Here is a 19,676-nt window from a genome sequence, read left to right as displayed (position 1 = left end):
TGGATTTTCCCTCGTTGATCAGGCAAACGCTGCACCACAGTGAGGCGCGTTTCGGGCGGATGCCTGCGGCCTGTGTGCGGGTTACAGCGCGATGATTTTTGTAGCGTGTTTACTATCTTCGTGAAAGAGTTTGCAATTTGCAAACAAAATTTGGTCTGTGTGACGTGTCTGCACCAATTTGTTGCATGGGCCTGGTGGGCCGTTGCGGGGCTGTGTTCCGCTGGCTACCAGTCTTCCTTAACAGCCATCACCGCATCCCGCCCCGCCGCAGCCCGCCCTGCAAGCCACGCCGTGAAGGTGCCCGATGCGACCACGGCCACGCACAAGCCCAGCAGCCGCCCGGCAGGCAGGCTGAGGTCCATGGTCCAGTGAAAGCTCTGCGGGTTGACCACGTGCACCAGTACCACCGATACGCCAAGGCCCAGCAGCAAGCCTGCGGCCGCGCCCACGCCCGTCCAGGCGGCGCCTTCGCCGGCCACCACGGCCAGGATCTGGCGCCGCGTGAGGCCCAGGTGGGCGAGCAGGCCGAACTCCTTGCGGCGCGCGAGGATTTGGGCGCTGAAGCTGGCGGCCACACCAAACAGGCCGATGCCGATGGCCACGGCCTGTAGCCAGTAGGTGACGGCAAAGCTGCGGTCGAAGATGCGCAGCGACCGTTCACGGATAGCGCCTGCGGAGACGAACTCCACCAGGGCCCCGTCCACCGCGCTGGCGCTCTCCCGGGCCTTGGGCACACGGCCCGCCTGCGCGGCTGCCACTGCGCGGATCGAATCCTGCAACGCTGAGATGTCTGCTCCCTCGGCGGGCCACAGCGCCAGGTCGCTGGTGCGGGCATCGCCGGTCAGGCGCAGCCATACGGTGCGGTCCATGGCCACGGCGCCCGACTGCCGGGCGTAGTCGCGCCATACGCCTGCTATATAAAAGATAGCTTGTTGCGCTTGTCTATCAAGCGCCAGGGGGCTAAAAGCATCAGAAAGTGCAGGCCACTCCATACCAGGGCGTAGCCCATACAGGTCCACCACCGCCTCGCTGATGTAGACGCCAGTGCGCCCCGCGGGCACGCGCAGGGCCTCGCCCACCAGTGGCAGACTTTGCGCCGGATCGTTACCCAGCGGGCGGCTGATGACCGTGAGCGCGGGGCGCGTGGCATCCAGCTGCAGCGGGCTCGCGCGCAGGGCTTGCACACGCGCCAGCCCAGGTAATTGCGCGACGGATTCGGCGAAGCCCGCAGGCAGCAGTGCAGCCTCGCTGCCCGGCACACCCAGGGCCGAGCGCACATACAGGGGCGATGGCAGCACTGCGTCCAGCCACTGCGTGACCGAGCCGCGAAAGCTCGACACCATCACCGTCAGCGCGACGGCCAGGCTCAGGCTGGCCACCACGCCGCCCACTGCGATAGCGGCCGTGCCACGCATGCGCCGCGCGCGCTCCAGTGCCAGCAGCGCCAGGGCGTGGCGTGCGGCCAGCGGCTGCAGGTGGTGCAACAGCCAGGCCATGGCCCAGGGCAGCACGGCAATGCCGCCCACCAGCAGCAGGCCGATGGCCAGGTACGCGGCAAGTGGTATGCCAAAAATGGGCGGAGCGCTCGTCAGTACAGCGCCAATAGCTATCAAAATAATACCTATCCAGCCTTTGCCCGCCTGGCTGGACACGGTGCCCAGGCCTTTCAAGGTTTGCGCGGGCGGCAGCGTCTGCGCGGCGCGCGCGGGCCACCAGCCACCCACCAGTGCAGCCAGCACACCCAGTGCGCCATAGACCAGGGCCGCCGGTGCGCTCCACTGCAGCACGGGCTGTACGCCCGCAAAGTAGCCACCGCCCAGGTCGCCCCCCAGCAGGCGCAGCGCGGCGGCGGCCAGGGCCGTGCCCAGGGCGATGCCGGCGGCGCTGCCCACCAGGCCCAGCACGGCGGATTCGGCCAGCACCAGCGCCAGGCGCTGGCGCGGTGTGGCGCCCAGCACGGCCAGCAGCGCAAACTGCGGCGCACGCTGCGCCACGCTGAGCGCCAGCACCGAGAACACCAGAAATGCGCCCGTGAACAAGGCCACCAGCGCCAGCACCGTGAGGTTCACGCGGTAGGCGCGCGACAGATTGCTGATGCGCTGCGCCGCGTCGCCCGGCTGCGCAAACACCACCTGCGACGGCCAGCCGGGCAGCGCGCGCACGGCTTGCTCCCACGCGCTGCGGTCGGTGCCCGGCTGCAGCTGCAGGTCGATGCGGCTGAGCTGGCCCGCGCGGCCGAACAGATCCTGCGCCGCACCGATGTCCATCACCGCCAGGGGTGCGCCCCCGGCGGCCACCGTGCCCGCCGCCTGCACCGGCCATTGCTGCAGCCCGGCCTGCAGCAGGAGTTGCGGTGCCGGTTCGGTCGATGAGGTGGGTGTGGTGGGCAGACCCAGTGCCTGCAACGCCGCCGCATTGAGGAACACCGTGGCCGGTGCAAAAAGGGCCAGCCGGTCAGCGCCCGCCCAAGGCCGTGGCATAAGCGCGGGCGCCATGGTGGGCAGCAGCAGGGCGTCCACGCCCAGCACGCGCAGCGGGGCGCTGGTGGGGGAGGGCACGCTTGCAGCACCTGGCTGTGGCCGCAGGGCTCGCGCCACGGCCGACAGCTCCAGCAGCGGGCTGGCGCGCGCCACCTGGGGGTGCGTGGCAAGCTGCCCATACAACGCCTCGGGCAGATCTCCCTGCATGGCGCGCAATTCCAGGTCGGGCTGACCGTTGACGGCGCGCACCGCCTGCGAAAACTCGTCCAGCGCCGACGCATTGATCACATGCACCGCAAACGCCAGCGCCACGCCCAGCATCACCGCCGCCACCGCCGCAGCGCTGCGCCAGGGGTGGTGGCGCAGGTCCTGCCAGGAGAAGGTGCGGAGCAATGCAAGCATGGCCTGCATTGTGGCCGCAGGGGCTGGTCCCAGCAGCGTTTGATGCAGGTCAACCTTGCGTTTTGCATCCTCTTGAAGTGCCGAAAGGCTGCGCCTATCTTGGAGCCAGAAGGTGTGAATGAGCCCCGCGTGCCCGAGCAGGCTGCCAAAACGTTTCCGATCTAGGCGCAAAGCGCAGCCATAGCTCGGGCCATGGCGAGCATTTGCAACAACAAGCGGGAGCGTTTTGGCGGGATGAGCGGGCATGTGGGGTTCGTTCACACCTTCTCAGGGGCCCGCCCTCCTGCGCAGGCCCAGTTGTTTGTCTCAACCCCTTTTCAGGAGCAAAACCATGAACTCTCTTGTGACACGCGGCAGTCTGTTTGACGACTTCTTCAAGGACATTGCACCGGGCTTTTACGTGCGCCCGCTGCACGGCGACAACCTGCCCAGCCCCGGCCAGATCAAGGTGGACGTGAAGGAAACCGAGGACGGCTACACCGTGTTGGCCGAAGTGCCCGGCGTGGCCAAGGAAGACATCCATGTCTCGCTTGAAGGCAATGTGGTCAGCCTGCGCGCCGAGGTGCGCCAGCACGATGAAAAGCGCGAAGGCGAGAAGGTGCTGCGCTCGGAGCGCTACTACGGCGCGGTGGCCCGCAGCTTCCAGTTGCCCGCCGATGTGGACGCTGCACAAGCCAAGGCCAAATACGACAACGGTGTGCTGACGCTGAACCTGCCCAAAAAGGTGAACAAGGCGGCGCAGCGGTTGAACATCGAGTAACTCCATCGGACTTGCGCGAAAAAATGCAATCCACCGCCCCTCCCAGGGCGAGTGGGTTGGTTGATTCCGTGGGCGCAAGACGAACCTCGAACGGCGGTTGGGTCGCCCGCCAACGGCCTGCCGCATGCAGATCCATGGGGCTGCGTGGCCGGGGTCTCTGTGGCCCGTGGAGCGTCGGATGGCCGTCCGAAGCGCCGCCGGATGGCGCTCCCCAATAGATGTTGAACCACTTCTTAAGCCTGCCCACAGCCAGTGCATGCGACCATGCCCGCCATGGCACCCGTACCGTGGTGCCTTTCAGGGAGGCGATCAAATGGTTTGCAGTGATGGAATCCTTGCCCCGGTACGCCGCCTTGCGTGGCAAGCCCTTGCTGCCGGGGCGCTGTGGATAGCGTTTTCCGGGCACGCTGCAACCACACCCGCTGTGCCTGCCCCTCCACCCCGTTTCGACTGGTCGGGCCCTGCGGACGCCATGGCGGCTGCAGCGCTGGGCCCGTTGCGCGGCGCTGCCGAGGTGGGTGTGTGGCACGACGGCCAGACACGTTTCGGTGCCGCCCGCAACCGCGTGGCTGAGTCGCCCATCCAGGCGCTGTTCGAAGTGGGCTCCATCAGCAAGGTGTTCACCGGCCTGCTGCTGGCGCAGGCGGTGGAGCGTGGCGACATGGCGCTGGACGACACGCTGGGCGGGTTGCTCAACGGCTCGCCCGCACTGGCGCCCGCCTTGCCCGCCCCGGTAGCTGCCATCACCCTGCGCCAGTTGGTCACGCACACCTCGTGTCTGCCGCGCTTGCCGGCGGACTTCCGCCGAAATTCGGATGCTGCCAACCCCTACATGCGCTACGACCGCATCCGGCTGTGGCAAGCCCTGGCGGATGCACGCCTGGCCCAGTCGCCTCCGTGCGCTGGCGCATACAGCAACCTCGGTTTTGCGGTGCTGGGCGAGCTGCTGGCCCAGCGCTACGGCAAACCCTGGGCGGTGCTGGTGCACGAGCGCATCACCGGCCCGCTGGGCATGCAGGACACGGTGCAGTCGCTGGGCGACAAGGCACCCCGCCTTGCTGCACCGCACGAGGGCGAGACGCCGGTGTCGGTGTGGGAGTTTGATGCCTTTGCCGGTGCGGGCGCCTTGCGCTCGACCACGGCCGACATGCTGGTGCTCAGCCGCGCGCTGCTGGCGGGCGCGCAAGGGCCCCTGGGCCCAGCGGCCGAGCGCCTGTTCACACCGCTTGCGGACCACGGCGGTGGCCAGATCGGCTACGCCATCATGCTGCGCGAGCGCGATGGGGTGCGCACCTGGCTGCATGGCGGCGGTACCGGGGGGTTTCGCAGCGTGTGGTTGCTGGCGCCCGACAGGGGTGAGGCGGTGATCGCCTTGGTGGGCAACGCGCGTGCCGCACAGCAGGATGTGATGACGCCACTGTTGAAGCAGCGTTACCCCGCGCCGCCCGGTCAGCCCGCCACCGATGCGACCGTGCTTACCCCGTACGAAGGGGTGTACCGCGTATCTCCTGCCGTCGCCCTGAGCCTTGCCATGGTGGATGGGCAACTGCAAGCCCGCCCCACGGGTGGGGTGTTTGAGCCGCTGCAGGTGCTGGGGCCGGATGCGTTCACGCAACCAGCCACCGGCCGCCAGTTCCGCTTGGAGCGCAATACGGAAGGCCGACCCACAGTGCTTCACTACACACGCTTTGGGGCACGCCTGACGGCAACCCGGTCCGAAGAGCCGGTACTTGGCCTGGTACCACCCCAGGCCCAGGGCGTGCTGGCCCCTTACCTGGGCCGCTACCGGCTGCGCGGCGGCAATGTGCTGGATGTGCAGGCTGAAGACGGTCGCCTGCAGGTGCGCCTGGGCTCGCAGCCGCGCTTCACGGTCTATCCGCTGCCGGGGCAGCCAGACCGGTTTGCGTATGACGCGGTACGGGCCGAGCTGGAGTTTGAGCGCTATCCCAGCGGCGAGGTGCGTGCCGTGGTGCTGCACCAGAACGGGCGCTTCCGGGCGCCCCGCCTGGAGCCCTGAACAGGCAGGCCTCTCAGTCAGCCGCCCGCGCTGATGCCGCCGCTGCGCAGCCGCAGCACCCGGTCGGCCCGGGCTGCCGCCGCGTCGGAGTGCGTGACCAGCACCAGCGACGCCCCATGCCCGCGTGTCTGCGCCAGCAGCAGGTCCATCACGCGGGCGGCGGTGGTGGGGTCGAGGTTGCCGGTGGGTTCGTCGGCCAGCAGCAGGGCGGGGCGGTGCACGAGAGCACGGGCAATCGCCACGCGCTGCAGCTGCCCCCCGCTGAGCTGCTGCGGCAGCCGCGCGCCCAGGTCGGCCATGTCTACGGCGTCCAGCATCTGCTGTACGCGCGTCGGGTCTTTCTGGCCCAGCAGCATCAGCGGCAGGGCCACGTTCTGCGCTACGTCCAGGTGCGGCAGCACATGAAAGGCCTGGAAGACAAAACCCACATGGGCGCGGCGCCACAGGGCGCGCTCTGTGTCGCTTAGCTGGCCCAGGTCGGTGGCGCCGTGCGTGATGCGGCCGGTGTCCCAGGTGTCGAGCCCCGCCAGGCAGTTGAGCAGGGTGGACTTGCCAACGCCCGAATCGCCCACGATGGCCACGAACTCGCCCGGCTCGACAGTGAAGTTCACGTGCGAGAACACAGGCGTTTCACCGTAGTGTTTGCCCAGTTGTTCAGCGCGCAGCAGTGTCATGGGGTGGCGGGTTCTAGTCCGCCCGGCTGCTGCTGCAGCCGCTGCAGCACGGCCTGCACGAGCTGGGCGACGGCGTGGGGTTGGTCGCAGGCGATGGTGTGGCGCTCGTGCATGCTGCGCAGCCAGGTGATCTGGCGCTTGGCTAGCTGGCGTGTGGCCGCAATGCCGCGCTCGCGCAAAAAGGCGAGGTTCAGCGGCGCGTCGGGGCCCTTGGCCGCCTGGAAGTCCAGCTCTTCCCACGCCTGGCGGTAGCCCACGCAGCGCATGGAGGGCAGGTCAGGGTGCAGGTCGCCGCGCGCGCGCAGGGCCCGCACTTCGTCGATGAAGCCGCTGGCCAGCATGGCGTCAAAACGCTGGGCAATGCGACTGTGCAGCCAGGCGCGGTCGTCAGGTTCTAGGGAAAACAAGGCTCTAGCGCTTATTCCACAAGCGCTACCAGCTATCTTTTTAGTAGTATGAAAGCTCGACAGGGGTTGGCCGGATACGTGCCACACCTCCAGCGCTCGCTGAATGCGCTGGCTGTCGGCCGGGGCCAGGCGTGCGGCCGTCACGGGGTCTACGCGGGCCAGCTCGGCATGCAGCGCGGGCCAGCCCTGCTCGGCGGCCTGGGCTTCGATCTGTGCGCGCACGGCAGGGTCTGCGGCGGGCATGTCGTCAATGCCGTCAAACAGCGCCTTGAAGTACAGCATGGTGCCGCCCACCAGCAGCGGCAGGGCACCGCGCGCACGGATCTCGGCGATGAGCCGCGTGGCGTCCTGCACGAACTCGGCCGCGCTGTAGGCCTGCAGCGGGTCGCGGATGTCGATAAGGTGGTGCGGGACAGCGGCAAGCTCGTCGGGCGTGGGCTTGGCGGTGCCGATGTCCATGCCCCGGTACACGAGGGCCGAGTCCACGCTGATGATCTCCACCGGCGTGCCCTGCTTGCCCAGCACAGCGGCCAGTGCGAGGGCGCCCGCCGTCTTGCCCGAGGCTGTGGGGCCTGCCAGAGCGATGGCAGGCAGAGCGGTGTGCAGCAGGGGCTCAGGCATGCTCACGCGGCGCTCCAAATTTTTGCACCAGCGTCCACGAGATCAGGGCCAGCACCACCGACCAGAACCAGATGCCGTTGACCAGCGGCCACACCGTGCCGTCCAGCCGCATCCCCAGCCAGCCGCCAATCCCGAACGCGGCCAGCATCATCATGAAACCATTGAGCGCGGACGCCACGCCAGCCGCTTTGGGGAAGGGCCCCACCGCACCGCTTTGCCCGCAGGGCTGGTGGATGCCGTGGCCCAGCATGAACAGGTAAAAGGGCAACAGCAGCGCCCACGGCTGGTGCCAGCCCATGAAGGCCACGGCCGCCATCAGCGTGCCGCCGCTCATGCTCAGCGCGCCAGCAATGGCCACCGTGCGCAGCAGGCCCTGGCGTACCAGCAGGCGCCGGCACAGGAAAGTGCCCGCGAGATACGCCACGCAGGCCGACGCCATCGTCCACCCGAACTGCGTGCGCGTGAGGCCCAGGACGTCGATGAAGACAAAAGAGGACGCGGCCAGAAAGGTGAACAGCCCGCCATAGGTGGCTGTGGTCTGCAGCGAGAACGCCCAGAAAGTGGGGCTGCGCAAAACCTGCATCCAGGTGCCGACCAGTGCACGGGGCTGCAGGGCTTTCGGGTTGCGGTGCGCCAGGGTCTCGGGCAAGCGCAGCGCCACCAGTGCCAGCGTGGCCACGGCATACACCGTGAGCGCCATCAGCGCCGCCCGCCAGCCCAGCCACTCGCTCAGCACCCCACCCAGTGGTGCGCAGATGCAGGCCACAATCCCGAGCCCGGTGAGTGCCTTGGACATGGCGCGCGCTCCATCGAGCGGGGTGTACAGGTCGCGCACGATGGCCCGGGCACACATCACCACCGCGCCCATGGCGGCACCCTGGGCAATGCGCCACACGATGAGCAGTGTCATGGTGGGCGCAAAGGCGCTACCCAGCGAAGCTACGGTGTAGATGCCCAGCCCCGCCAGAAGGATGGGGCGGCGGCCAAAGCGGTCTGACAACGGCCCCCACACCATTTGCGAGCAGCCAAACGCTAGCAGCAGCCCGCTGAGCGTGAGCTGTGCAGCGGCCATCTGAGCGCCCAGGCTGCGCGTGAGGGCGGGCAATGCGGGCAGGTACAGGTCAGTGGTGACGGGCTGAATGGAGAGCAGCATGGCCAGCACCAGGATGGCCATGCCGGGCTGGATGGCGGTGGAAGCAGCCGCAGGCACGGCGGTGGCGGAGGGAGCAGACATATCTGTCTGAGCGTACCAGACAGGGAACGGGGGCATTCAGCGCAGTAGCGATGCCCCCAACAGGGTGCATGGGGCCTGCGGCAGAAGGCTATTTCAGATTGAACAGCGATGCCATGGCTTGCCGATACGCTGGTTGCCCTACCGAGTTGGTGTTGTGGTGCGACCCGCCTTCCACCAGCACAAACTGCTTGGGCTCTTGCGCCGCCTCGAAGAGCTTGCGGCCCAGGGCGGGCTGGATCAGGCTGTCCTGGCTGCCATGCACCACCAGCAGGGGCGAGCCGATCTCGGCCACCTTGCGGACGGATTCAAAACGCTGCGTGATCAGGCCCGACACCGGCAACCATCCCCACTTGAAGGTGCTGACCACATCGGGGATGCTGGTGAACGTGCCTTCCACCATGGTGCCCTGTTCGTCAGACACCTGGCGGGCCAGGTCGATGGCAATGGCGCCGCCCAGCGAGTGGCCGAAGATGTAGCGGGGCTTGCCCGGTTGCTGCTGGGCCAGCCTGTCCCACGCGGCGCGGGCATCTTCGCTGGCAGTCGCCTCAGACGGCAGCCCGGCGCTGCTTTGGCCGAAGCCCCGGTAGTCGATGGCCAGGACCGAAAAGCCCAGCTCCTGCATGCGCCGGATGCGTGCCGACGAGCCCGCCACGTTCCAGCGTGCACCGTGCAAATAGAGCAGCACCGGCGCATCGGCGCGCTCATGGGCCAGCCACAGGCCATGCAGGCGCTCGGCCTTGCCGCTGGCGTCGGACTGGAAGTCGATCCAGACATCCTGCATGTCCGCCGTTGACTGTGCACCGCCCCAGCTGCGGTCGCTGGGCTGGAAGATCCATTCGCGCTGCTTGGCGTCGAGGGTGGCGCAGCCCACGCTGACAGCAACGGCCAGCGTCAGGGACAGGAGGAGGGCGGTTCTTTTCATCGTTCGACTGAGTCGTTCAGCGTGACAAAGTTCGACGGGCGGTTGTGCTTGCTGCAGTGGACTAGGCCAGGCCCAGCCTCACGAACACGCACCGCGCACGCTGCGCTGGTCGGTCACGCCCTCCAGCACCTTGAGCAGCCCATACTGCAGCAGCCGCAGCATGCCTTGTGCGGTGGCAGCCTCGAACAACTGGTCCACCGGCGCGCGGGTCTGGATCAGCTTCTTGATGCCCGGCGAGGCAGCCATCAACTCGTAGATGCCCACGCGGCCCTTGTAGCCAGTGTGGTCGCAATGGCTGCAGCCCTGGGCGCGGTACAGCACCCAGTCGGTGGCCCCAGCGGGCACAAATCGGCTGCGCCATGGGGCCAGCAGTGCTTCGGGCGCCAGCCCGGTGCCAGCCGCGTAGTCGGTGGCGATCTGCTGCAGCTCGTCGGCATCCGGGGTGTAGGGCTGCTTGCAGTCGGGGCACAGGCGGCGCGCCAGGCGCTGGCTCAGCACCCCCACCAGCGCATCGGCAAAGTTGAATGGGTCCAGCCCCATGTCCAACATGCGGATCACGCTCTCGGGAGCGCTGTTGGTGTGCAGGGTGGACATCACCATGTGGCCGGTCAGCGAGGCCTCGATGGCGATGTGCGCGGTTTCGCTGTCGCGCATTTCGCCCACCATGATCACGTCCGGGTCGGCCCGCAAGAACGCGCGCATGGCGGTGGCAAAGGTGAGCCCGATGCGGGGATGCATCTGGATCTGCCGCAGGCCTTGGTGCGTGATCTCGATCGGGTCTTCGGCGGTCCAGATCTTGGTGTCCGGGTGGTTCACCTCGGCCAGCAGCGAGTGCAGGGTGGTGGTCTTGCCCGACCCGGTGGGCCCGCACACGAGGATGAGACCGTAGCTGCGGTGCACCATCTGCTGCAGTTGCTCTACCAGGGCCGCATCCATGCCCAGCTTGGCCAGCGGGATAGGTTTGGACGATGCCAACAGCCGCATCACGATGTCTTCGAGCCCATTGGTGGTAGGCAGCACGGCCACGCGCAGCTCCAGCTTGGTGTGGCCAAAGCGCGAGAAGTCGATCTTGCCGTCCTGCGGCAGCCGGTGCTCGGAGATATCGAGGTTGGCCATGATCTTGATGCGTGACAGCAGCGCCGCGCGCAGCACGAACGGAATGCGCATGTACTCCGTCAGATCGCCATCCACGCGCAGGCGGATCAGTGTGGGCTGCTCCTCGGGGTAGGCCTCGATGTGGATGTCGGAGGCGCCGCGCGCCTGTGCATCCAGAATGGTCTTGTTGACCAGCCGGACCACCAGGCTGTCGTTGTCGGACACCTGCCGCTGCAGATCGGGGTAGCCGGGAGCGGAATCGCTGGCGCTGAGCCGCTGCGACAGTTGCCGCAGCTCTTCCTCGATCGACAGATCGGTGCGGTCCATGCCCAGTTTGGAGTATTCGAGCGTGATGCGCGCGGCCAGTTCTTCGGGGTTGGCGATGACCGGCACCACCTGCTTCTGGGCCGAGAACCGCAGTTCGTCCAGGTAGTCGGCATCGACCGGGCTTTCCACCGCCACCACCAGGCTTTTGTCGCTCACCAGCAGCGGCAGCACCTGGTGCTCCACCGCATATTCCTTGGGCACCAGGCGCAGCACCTCCGGCTGCACCACAAACCCATCCAGCGCCACCAGCGGAATGCTGAACTGCTGTGCTACCACCTCGGTCAGCTGGGCCCGGCTCAGCGCTCCCATCTCCACCAGGATGTTGCCCAGCAGGTGCTTGTGGCCCCGCTGCATCAGCGTGAGTGCCTGGCGTATCTGGTCGTTGCTCACCAGCCCCTGGTTGATGAGGATGTCGCCCAGCCGCACTGGCACAAAGCTGCCGATCTGCGTGATCTGCCCGGCCAACTGCGCCGGGTTGTCGATGGGCTGCGCCGCGTCGTGGGTGGCCGGGCCGTTTGGGCCGCCCGCGGGCAGTTCCTGCCGACGCCGCTCCTGCTCCGTCAGGGCCTGTTGCACAGTCTCGGCGCTGACCAGATGCGACCGGATCAGGTGCTGGCCCAGCAGGCCCCCCACCTGGTAGTTGTGCAGCGCGGTGGTGGGAATAAAAATCCGCACACAGTGCTCGGCGTCGGTGGTCAGATAGAAGAACAGGCCCTGGCGGGTTTTGACAAAACCCTTGGTCTCGCCACGCAGGTGTTCTCCGTCGGTGAACTGCACGGTAAAGGGGCGCGACGTGGTGTTGACCTCGTGCCCTCCGGCAGCCTGGTAGCGGAGGGCCAGCTCGGCATCGGCCGTCAGTGCAATCGGCGGCATGAGCTGGATGCTCTTGATCGCTTCAAAAGGCAGCGCGACAGCGGCTGCGCCTTCATGCGGTGCCAGCAGCGCCAGCTTTGCCTGTGGATCAAAACGCTCCAGCACGCCGTGGTGGGTGTCTCCGGTGGTGGTGAACACGATGGCCTCGGCTGGCGCCACGGCGTCGGCCGGGCGGGCGTCCCGAAAGAACGGCGGAAACGGCCACTGCTGCATGCGCGCTGCGGCCGTCACGACAGCCGCGAGGCCGACTGCATGGGCGAAGACGTGTCAATGGAAAGATCCCCCGCGTCCTGCGTGGACACGCCTGCTGCCAGGCGCACCCGCAGCGCCAGGTCGGTGCGTGAGTCGGCGTTGTGCAGGGCTTCTTCCAGCGAAATCCGATCGTCCTTGTACAGCTGGTACAGCGCCTGGTCAAACGTGCACATGCCGATCTCGGTGCTGTGGCCCATGGCTTCCTTGATGCCCGAGAACTCGCCCTTGGCGATGAGGTCGGCGATGTACGGCGAGTTGAGCATCACCTCCACTGCAGGCACCAGCTTTTCGTGCAGGCCGGGGATCAGGCGCTGTGAGATCACGCCGGCCAGGTTCAGGCTCAGGTCCATCAGCAGCTGGTGGTGCGCGTCTTCGGGGAAGAAGTTGATGACCCGCTCCATGGCCTGGTTGGCATTGTTGGCGTGCAGGGTAGACAGGCACAGGTGGCCGGTCTCGGCATAGGCAATGGCCTGCTTCATGGTGTTGCGGTCGCGGATCTCGCCGATCATGATCACGTCCGGCGCTTCGCGCAGCGCGTTCTTCAGCGCTTCTTCGTACGACTGCGTGTCAATGCCCACCTCGCGCTGGTCTACCACCGAGCGCTTGTGCGCGTGCAAAAATTCCAGCGGGTCCTCAATGGTGAGGATGTGGCCTGTCACGTTCTCGTTGCGGTAGTTGATCATCGAGGCCAGCGTGGTCGATTTGCCCGAGCCGGTGGCGCCCGTCACCAGCACCAGGCCGCGTTTGCGCAGCACCAGTTTTTCCAGCACCTCGGGCAGGCCCAGCGCTGCCAGGGGTGGGATCTTGTTCTTGATGTAGCGCACCACCATGCCGGTTTCGCCACGCTGCACAAACACATTGACCCGAAACCGCCCCAGGTTCTCGGCCGAGATCGACAGGTTCATCTCCTGCTTGGCCTCGAACTCGCTGATCTGCTTTTCGTTCATCACCGAGTAGGCCAGTTGCTTGACCTGGCCGGGCAGCAGCACGGGCATCTTCAAGGGGTGGGTCACGCCTTCGATCTTGAGATTGACCGGCGCGCCCACGCTGAAAAAGAGGTCGGAGCCTCCTTTTTCAACCATGACGTTCAGAAAGCTGAAAATTTCCACGGTGGACTCCCAACAGATGACACGAAGATCGGCAAGAACAGCATAGCCTGTGCCGCGCAGTACGCCAAAAACAAAAATGGGGCCGCAGCCCCATCGTTGTTGGTGTGCAGGGCTCGAAACCCCAGGGTTACACCACGCCCTGCGCCAGCATGGCGTCGGCCACCTTCACAAAACCGGCGATGTTGGCGCCGTCCACATAGCTCACGGTGCCATCGCTGCGTTTGCCATAGTGCAGGCAGGCAGCGTGGATGCCCTGCATGATCTGCAGCAGGCGCGCATCCACCTCTTCGCGCGGCCAGGACAGGCGCGCGGCGTTCTGGCTCATCTCCAGACCCGATGTGGCCACGCCGCCTGCGTTGCTGGCCTTGCCCGGGGCGTAGAGCACGCCTGCAGCCTCAAACGCCTTGGCTGCGTCGATGGTCGACGGCATGTTGGCGCCCTCGGCCACGCAGACCACGCCGTTCTTGATCAGCACCGCCGCGTCGTTCGCGTCCAGCTCATTCTGGGTGGCGCAGGGCAGGGCCACATCCACTGGTACATGCCAAGGGCGTACCCCGGCTTCAAAGGTGGCGCCGGCGCGGGCTGCGTAGTCGCTCACGCGGCCATACAGATGATTCTTCACTTCCATGAGTTCGGCCAGCTTGGCAGGGGTGAAGCCGTCTTCGTCCACGATGGTGCCGCTCGAATCCGAGACCGTGACCACCTTGGCACCCAGTTCCATGGCCTTTTCGACGGCGTATTGCGCGACGTTGCCCGAACCGGAGACCGACACACGCAAGCCGTCGAGCGAGCGGCCTTTGGACTTGAGCATTTCCTGCGCAAAGTACACCGTGCCGTAGCCAGTGGCTTCGGGGCGCACCAGCGAGCCGCCAAACGACAGCCCCTTGCCGGTGAACACGCAGTCGGCCCGGTTGCTGAGCTTTTTCATCATGCCGGCCATGAAGCCCACCTCGCGGCCGCCCACGCCGATGTCGCCCGCTGGCACGTCCGTGTCGGCACCCACGTGGCGGAACAGCTCGGACACAAAGGCCTGGCAAAAGCGCATGACTTCTCCCGGGCTCTTGCCCTTGGGGTCAAAGTCGCTGCCGCCCTTGCCGCCGCCCATGGGCAGGGTGGTCAGAGCGTTCTTGAAGGTCTGCTCAAACGCCAGAAACTTCAGCACCGAGAGGTTGACCGACGGATGGAACCGGATGCCGCCCTTGTACGGGCCAATCGCCATGCTGTGCTGAATGCGGTAGCCCCGGTTCACCTGCACGCTGCCGTGGTCGTCCACCCACGACACGCGGAACATGACGATGCGCTCGGGCTCCACCAGGCGCTCCAGCAGGCCGTGCTCGGCGTAGCGGGGGTGTTCTTCAATGAAGGGCCACAGGCTTTCCATCACCTCGGTGACAGCTTGCAGAAACTCGGGCTGCCCCGGGTTGCGAAGGGCGACGTGTGAGAGGAAGCTGCCTGCGGACGCGTGTTTCATATTTCAAAAAACTTTCTGAAGATCAAGGGGCGGTGGCACGCCATGGCGCGCTGCAACATCGAATTATGTCTAAAAGTTATACGTTTATGCGCATGACTCTGCACAATGGTGGGGAATGTGGCAGGGGGATTGCCACTTTTTGGTGCGTTTGGATGGTGCAGTGAAGCTGTCATCCATTCGCAAAACGGGCGTCATCGCCTTGTCACAGGGGGCGCCCACAGTTCGGCGGTTCTAAACACAACGAGGAGAAGAGCATGCACATTTCTGGTGCTAAGTTGGGTGCGCTGGCCCTGGTGGCCACGCTGGCTGCTTGCGGTGGCAGCGATGACAACCCCTATCCCACTTTGAGCGGCGACAAGCCCCTGGTGATTGGCCACCGGGGTGCCGCCGGCTACCTGCCGGACCACACGCTCGAAGGCTACAAGCGGGCCATCGAGATGGGCGCCGATTTCATCGAGCCTGACCTGGTCGCCACCAAGGACGGTGCGCTGATTGCACGCCACGAGCCCAACATCACCGGCACCACCGATGTGTCCACCCGCGCCGAATTTGCCAGCCGCAAGACCAAGAAAGTGGTCGATGGCGTGGAAGAAGAAGGCTGGTTTGCCTCGGATTTCACCCTGGCTGAAATCAAGACCCTGCGCGCCATCCAGCCCCTGGCCGACCGCGACCAGTCTCACAACGGCAAGTACCAGATCCCCACGCTGGAAGAAGTGCTGGACCTGGCCAAGAGCGAAGGCGCCAAGGCGGGCCGCACGGTGGGTGTGTACCCCGAAACCAAGCACCCCACCTACCACGTCCGCCTGGGCCTGCCACTCGAAGACCGCCTGCTCACCATCCTGGCCAAGTACAGCTACACCGCCAAGAGCTCTCCGGTCATCGTGCAGTCGTTTGAGGTGTCCAACCTCAAGTACCTGCGCACCAAGACCCAGATCCGCCTGGTGCAACTGGTGGACGCGAACGACGTGAACCCCGACGGCAGCATGGACCTGACCGCCCCCTATGACAAACCGTACGACTTTGCCGTGGCGGGAGACACGCGCACCTTCGCCAGCCTGCTCACGCCTGCGGGCCTGAAGGAAGTGAAGACCTACGCCGACGGCATCGGCCCCTGGAAGCCCTACCTGATCCCCTCCAAGCAGGTGGACGCCAACAAGGACGGCAAGGCCGACGACCTCAATGGCGACGGCAAGATCGACGAACGCGACCGCGTGATGATGCCCGCCACCGACGTGGTGAAAAACGCCCACGCCGCGGGCCTGCTGGTGCACCCCTACACCTTCCGCAGCGAGGCCAAGCGCCTGGCGTCGGACTTCAAGGGCGACCCCAAGGCGGAATACAAGCTGTTCTATCAACTGGGCGTGGATGGCGTGTTCAGCGACTTCCCGGACCATGCCAAGGCGGCGCGGGATAACTGAAGCCCCCTGAGGCGCTGCGCGCCTTCCCCCCAAGCGGGCGTACCCGGTGGGCCAGCAAAGCCGGTTCCACGGGTGCTCGGGCCTGGGGCTGTGCCGGTTGTGGCGGCTCCTTGGCTTGATGTGCAGGTGGTCCATCGGCCCTCGGGCCGATCTTTTTGCGGTTACTTACCGGCCCCGCAGGAACAGTGCATCCAGCTCCTTCATGCTGAGCTGCCGCCACGTGGGCCGTCCGTGGTTGCACTGGTCGCTGCGGTCCGTGGTTTCCATCTGCCGCAGCAGCGCGTTCATCTCGTCCACCGTGAGCTTGCGGTTGGCGCGCACGGCGCCGTGGCAGGCCATGGTGCCCAGGATTTCGTTGCGCGCGCGTTGCACCACGGTGGTGGCGTCGTGAGCGGCCAGTTCGGCCAGCACGCTGCGGGCCAGTTCGACCGGGTCGCCCTGGGCCAGCGTGGTGGGCACGGCGCGCACGGCCAGGGTCTTGGGGGAGAACGGCACGACTTCCATGCCCAGCGTGGCCAATACCTCGGCCGATTCTTCGGCGGTGGCGACCTCTTGCGGGGTGGCGGCAAAGGTGGCGGGGATCAGCAGGGGCTGGCTGGCAATGCGGGCGCCGCTATCCACCTGGGACTTGAGGCGTTCGTAGACGATGCGTTCGTGCGCGGCGTGCATGTCCACGATGACCATGCCCTGGGCGTTTTCGGCCAGGATGTAGACGCCGTGGAGTTGGGCCACGGCCTTGCCCAGCGGCCAGGCGGAGTCGTTGCCGCCCTGGCCCTGGGGCCAGGTGGTTTCTTTCGCGGTGCTGTTGTTGGCCCAGGCCGCAGCAGGGGGGGCGAATGACGTGGGTGTCACGGGCTGCGGCATGGCATCTGCCTCGCCAGTGTTGGCCGCAGCGCCCCAGTTCACCAGCGGTGCGGTGAGCTCTGCAGACGGTGTGGCTGCGTCCTCTTTCCTTGGCCCCCACAGCGCCTGCAGGTCGGCCACATGGTGGCCACGTTCTTCAAATTTGATAGCTGCTTGCGCTTGTCTGTTAAGCGCTAGAGGCTTATTTGGCTTGAAATTCTCAATGGGGGCCTGTGCCGTGGAGCCCGTGTCTGCTGAAGCGGCAGCCCCTGCAGCCGCCGCCAGCGCTGCGGCGCGGGGCGCTGCCAGCGCGTTCTCTACGGCATGGCGCACGGCCTGGTGCACCTCGCGGCTGTCTCTGAAGCGCACTTCGATCTTGGTGGGGTGCACGTTCACGTCCACGCGCGCCGGGTCGATCTCGACATACAGCGCGTAGATGGGCTGCTTGTGGCCGTGCAGCACGTCTTCATACGCGCTCCGGGCGGCGTGCGTCAGCACCTTGTCGCGCACGAAGCGTCCGTTGACGTAGCAATACTGGTGGTCGGGGCGCGAGCGGGCAGCGTCGGGCAGGCCTGCGCGGCCGGTCACGATGACGGGGCCCACGCGGTGCTGCACGGCGACGGACTGGGTGACGAAGTCTTCGCCCAGCACGTCCGACAGGCGGCGGGCCAGCGCATCTTGTGCATCCCCCTGGCCAGGCACGAAGGTGGCGCGCCACTGCTCCACCAGCTTGCCTTCGTGCCAGATGGCAAATCCCACATCGGGCCGGGCCAGCGCGTGCCGGCGCACCGATTCGATGCAATGGGCCAGCTCGGTGGCGTCGGTCTTCAGGAACTTGCGGCGCGCGGGGGTGGAGAAGAACAGCTCTTTCACCTCCACGGTGGTGCCGGTGCTGCGCGCGGCGGGGCGCAGTTCGCCGCTGCGGGCGTCCAGCAAAAAGGCGTTGGACTGGGCGATGGGGCGGGAGAGCAGCGACATCTCCGACACTGAGGCAATCGCAGCCAGCGCCTCGCCCCGAAAACCCATGGTGGCCACGGTTTCCAAGTCGTTCAGGTTGGTGATTTTGCTGGTGGCGTGGCGGCGCAGGGCCACGGGCAGCTCTTCGTGTGGAATGCCGCCGCCGTCGTCTTCCACGGTGATCAGGCGCACGCCGCCGGCCGACAGGCGCACGGTGATTTGCGTGGCGCCTGCATCCAGCGCGTTGTCCACCAGTTCGCGCACCACCGAGGCGGGGCGTTCCACCACTTCACCGGCGGCGATCTGGCTGATCAGCTCGTCCGGCAGGTCGCGGATGGGGCGGCGGGTGGTGAGGTGCGTAAAAGAGGCCGGCTCTGCCGCTGCAAGGGTGGGGGTGGTGTCGTTCACCCGGCCAATTTTAGGGCGGGGGCCGCGCAGGGGTATCGGCCGGTGCCTATTGGCCGATGGGGATAATGCCCGCAACTTTTTTGCGTCCGGTGCCCCCACCGGCTCCCCCATGGAACTGGTGACCTTTCTGATCGACTTCATCCTGCATGTCGACAAGTACCTCGAAGCCTTTGTGCAAACCTATGGCGCCTGGGTGTATGCGCTGTTGTTCCTGATCGTATTCGTCGAAACCGGTGTGGTGGTCATGCCGTTTTTGCCCGGCGACTCACTGCTGTTCATCGTGGGCGCCCTCTGCGGCGCGGGGATGATGAGTTTTCCTCTGGCCTGCGCAGTGCTCATCGCGGCGGCCATTCTGGGGGACCAGTGCAACTATTCGATTGGCCGCTTCTTTGGCCCCAAGGTGTTCCAGTGGGAGGACTCGCGCTGGTTCAACCGCCGGGCCTTCAACCAGGCGCACGATTTTTACGAGCGCTATGGGGGCATCACCATCATCCTCGCGCGTTTCATGCCATTCATCCGCACGTTTGCGCCCTTTGTGGCGGGCGTGGCCGAGATGAGCCGGACCAAGTTCACAGCGTTCAACGTGGCCGGGGCACTCATCTGGGTGCTGGGCATTTGCTCCGCTGGCTACTTCTTTGGCAACTTTGCCTGGGTCAAGGAGAACCTGGACAAGATCATCTGGGCGATGATTTTTGTGCCCGGCCTGATCGCGATTTTTGGCGCCTGGCGGGCGGGGCGGCAGGCCAAGGCGGCCTGATTTATCAATTGCAAATGCTATAAAAAATATAGCTGCTGGCGCTTACAAAATAAGCGCTAGCAGCTATTTTTTGCCTGATTCCCAGGGGGTCAGGCACAGAGGGGGAATTAACGGCGGTAGGGCTTGCGTTGATCGCGGTCTTCGCCGATCTCATGGCCGATGAGGGCACCGGCCGCCGCGCCGCCAATGGTGCCTACGGGCCCGCCAAAGACAGCGTTGCCGGCTACACCGCCGACCACGGCGCCTACACCGGTGCCCACCTGGGCGCCCGACGGATTGGAAGCGCAACCACCCAGAGCAAGGGCTGCAGTGCAGGTGGTGGCAAGAAGGATGTGACGGATTTTCATGGCAGGAGTCCTTTATGAATGGAGTCAGGCCTGGGGTCCCAGCAGCGGGTGCGTCGGGGCTCGACCTGTGGCTTCACTATCCATTCGGCGGCTGGGGCCCGGCGTAGGCAGCTGTGGCAAGCGTCTGTAGGACATGGGGCCTCGTGCGGGGCGGGCGCTGCGGTTGGCCGTAAGGCGTCCTTGGCCCATGGGCCAGAGGCCGGTGATCAGGGTTTACGTGGCCCGTGGGGTGGTTGCCAACGGGCGGGCGCAGGAAGATCATTTCTTCTCTCTGCAAACCCATCACATACATCTACAAAAGG

Annotated in this window: 14 protein-coding genes; 4 read left to right on the top strand and 10 right to left on the bottom strand. The window is 66.1% G+C overall.

Annotation, left to right across the window (positions count from 1 at the left end):
* Window positions 1-224 precede the first annotated feature (224 nt).
* A complete protein-coding gene (locus tag ACT89O_RS17395; protein WP_487260706.1) occupies window positions 225-2,891 on the bottom strand; it encodes an ABC transporter permease in 2,667 nt (888 codons plus the stop codon).
* Between the two features lie 322 nt (window positions 2,892-3,213).
* On the opposite strand from ACT89O_RS17395, the gene ACT89O_RS17390 reads away from it, so the two are divergent.
* A complete protein-coding gene (locus ACT89O_RS17390; protein ID WP_055393269.1) occupies window positions 3,214-3,642 on the top strand; it encodes an Hsp20/alpha crystallin family protein in 429 nt (142 codons plus the stop codon).
* A 424-nt stretch (window positions 3,643-4,066) separates the two neighbouring features.
* A complete protein-coding gene (locus ACT89O_RS17385) occupies window positions 4,067-5,659 on the top strand; it encodes a serine hydrolase (RefSeq protein WP_487260705.1) in 1,593 nt (530 codons plus the stop codon).
* A gap of 17 nt (window positions 5,660-5,676) precedes the next feature.
* On the opposite strand, the gene ACT89O_RS17380 is transcribed toward ACT89O_RS17385, so the two are convergent.
* The 7 genes from ACT89O_RS17380 to gdhA all read right to left on the bottom strand — a co-directional run bounded on the left by ACT89O_RS17380 (window position 5,677) and on the right by gdhA (window position 14,644).
* Complete coding sequence (locus ACT89O_RS17380; RefSeq protein ID WP_487260704.1) at window positions 5,677-6,333, bottom strand: ABC transporter ATP-binding protein; 657 nt, start codon at window positions 6,331-6,333, stop codon at window positions 5,677-5,679.
* Window positions 6,330-7,361, bottom strand: a complete 1,032-nt coding sequence (gene miaA / locus ACT89O_RS17375) for a tRNA (adenosine(37)-N6)-dimethylallyltransferase MiaA (protein ID WP_487260703.1) — start codon at window positions 7,359-7,361, stop codon at window positions 6,330-6,332. Before miaA ends, ACT89O_RS17380 begins: the two co-directional genes overlap by 4 nt.
* Window positions 7,354-8,595, bottom strand: coding sequence for a multidrug effflux MFS transporter (locus tag ACT89O_RS17370; RefSeq protein ID WP_121505817.1), 1,242 nt, complete (start codon window positions 8,593-8,595; stop codon window positions 7,354-7,356). Before ACT89O_RS17370 ends, miaA begins: the two co-directional genes overlap by 8 nt.
* An 88-nt stretch (window positions 8,596-8,683) precedes the next feature.
* Complete coding sequence (locus ACT89O_RS17365; protein ID WP_487260702.1) at window positions 8,684-9,517, bottom strand: alpha/beta hydrolase; 834 nt, start codon at window positions 9,515-9,517, stop codon at window positions 8,684-8,686.
* A gap of 78 nt (window positions 9,518-9,595) precedes the next feature.
* Window positions 9,596-12,043, bottom strand: a complete 2,448-nt coding sequence (locus tag ACT89O_RS17360) for a GspE/PulE family protein (protein WP_487260701.1) — start codon at window positions 12,041-12,043, stop codon at window positions 9,596-9,598.
* Window positions 12,040-13,173, bottom strand: a complete 1,134-nt coding sequence (locus ACT89O_RS17355; protein WP_487260700.1) for a PilT/PilU family type 4a pilus ATPase — start codon at window positions 13,171-13,173, stop codon at window positions 12,040-12,042. Before ACT89O_RS17355 ends, ACT89O_RS17360 begins: the two co-directional genes overlap by 4 nt.
* Window positions 13,174-13,300: 127 nt before the next feature.
* Complete coding sequence (gene gdhA, locus ACT89O_RS17350) at window positions 13,301-14,644, bottom strand: NADP-specific glutamate dehydrogenase (RefSeq protein ID WP_487260699.1); 1,344 nt, start codon at window positions 14,642-14,644, stop codon at window positions 13,301-13,303.
* A gap of 254 nt (window positions 14,645-14,898) precedes the next feature.
* On the opposite strand from gdhA, the gene ACT89O_RS17345 reads away from it, so the two are divergent.
* Window positions 14,899-16,062, top strand: a complete 1,164-nt coding sequence (locus ACT89O_RS17345) for a glycerophosphodiester phosphodiesterase (RefSeq protein WP_121505819.1) — start codon at window positions 14,899-14,901, stop codon at window positions 16,060-16,062.
* Between the two features lie 165 nt (window positions 16,063-16,227).
* On the opposite strand, the gene mutL is transcribed toward ACT89O_RS17345, so the two are convergent.
* Complete coding sequence (mutL, locus tag ACT89O_RS17340) at window positions 16,228-18,270, bottom strand: DNA mismatch repair endonuclease MutL (protein WP_487260698.1); 2,043 nt, start codon at window positions 18,268-18,270, stop codon at window positions 16,228-16,230.
* A gap of 109 nt (window positions 18,271-18,379) precedes the next feature.
* Here mutL and ACT89O_RS17335 point away from each other — a divergent pair, with 109 nt between their 5' ends.
* Window positions 18,380-19,027: a DedA family protein gene (locus ACT89O_RS17335; RefSeq protein WP_121508628.1), complete on the top strand. Its 648-nt coding sequence runs from the start codon at window positions 18,380-18,382 to the stop codon at window positions 19,025-19,027.
* A gap of 107 nt (window positions 19,028-19,134) precedes the next feature.
* Here ACT89O_RS17335 and ACT89O_RS17330 read toward each other — a convergent pair whose 3' ends face one another.
* Window positions 19,135-19,374, bottom strand: coding sequence for a YMGG-like glycine zipper-containing protein (locus ACT89O_RS17330; protein ID WP_082437237.1), 240 nt, complete (start codon window positions 19,372-19,374; stop codon window positions 19,135-19,137).
* Window positions 19,375-19,676: the final 302 nt, after the last annotated feature.

The sequence above is a fragment of the Acidovorax sp. NN32 genome (assembly GCF_057597245.1).
Note: the sequence above shows the minus strand (reverse complement) of the source record. Positions and strands in the feature narration are given on the sequence as shown.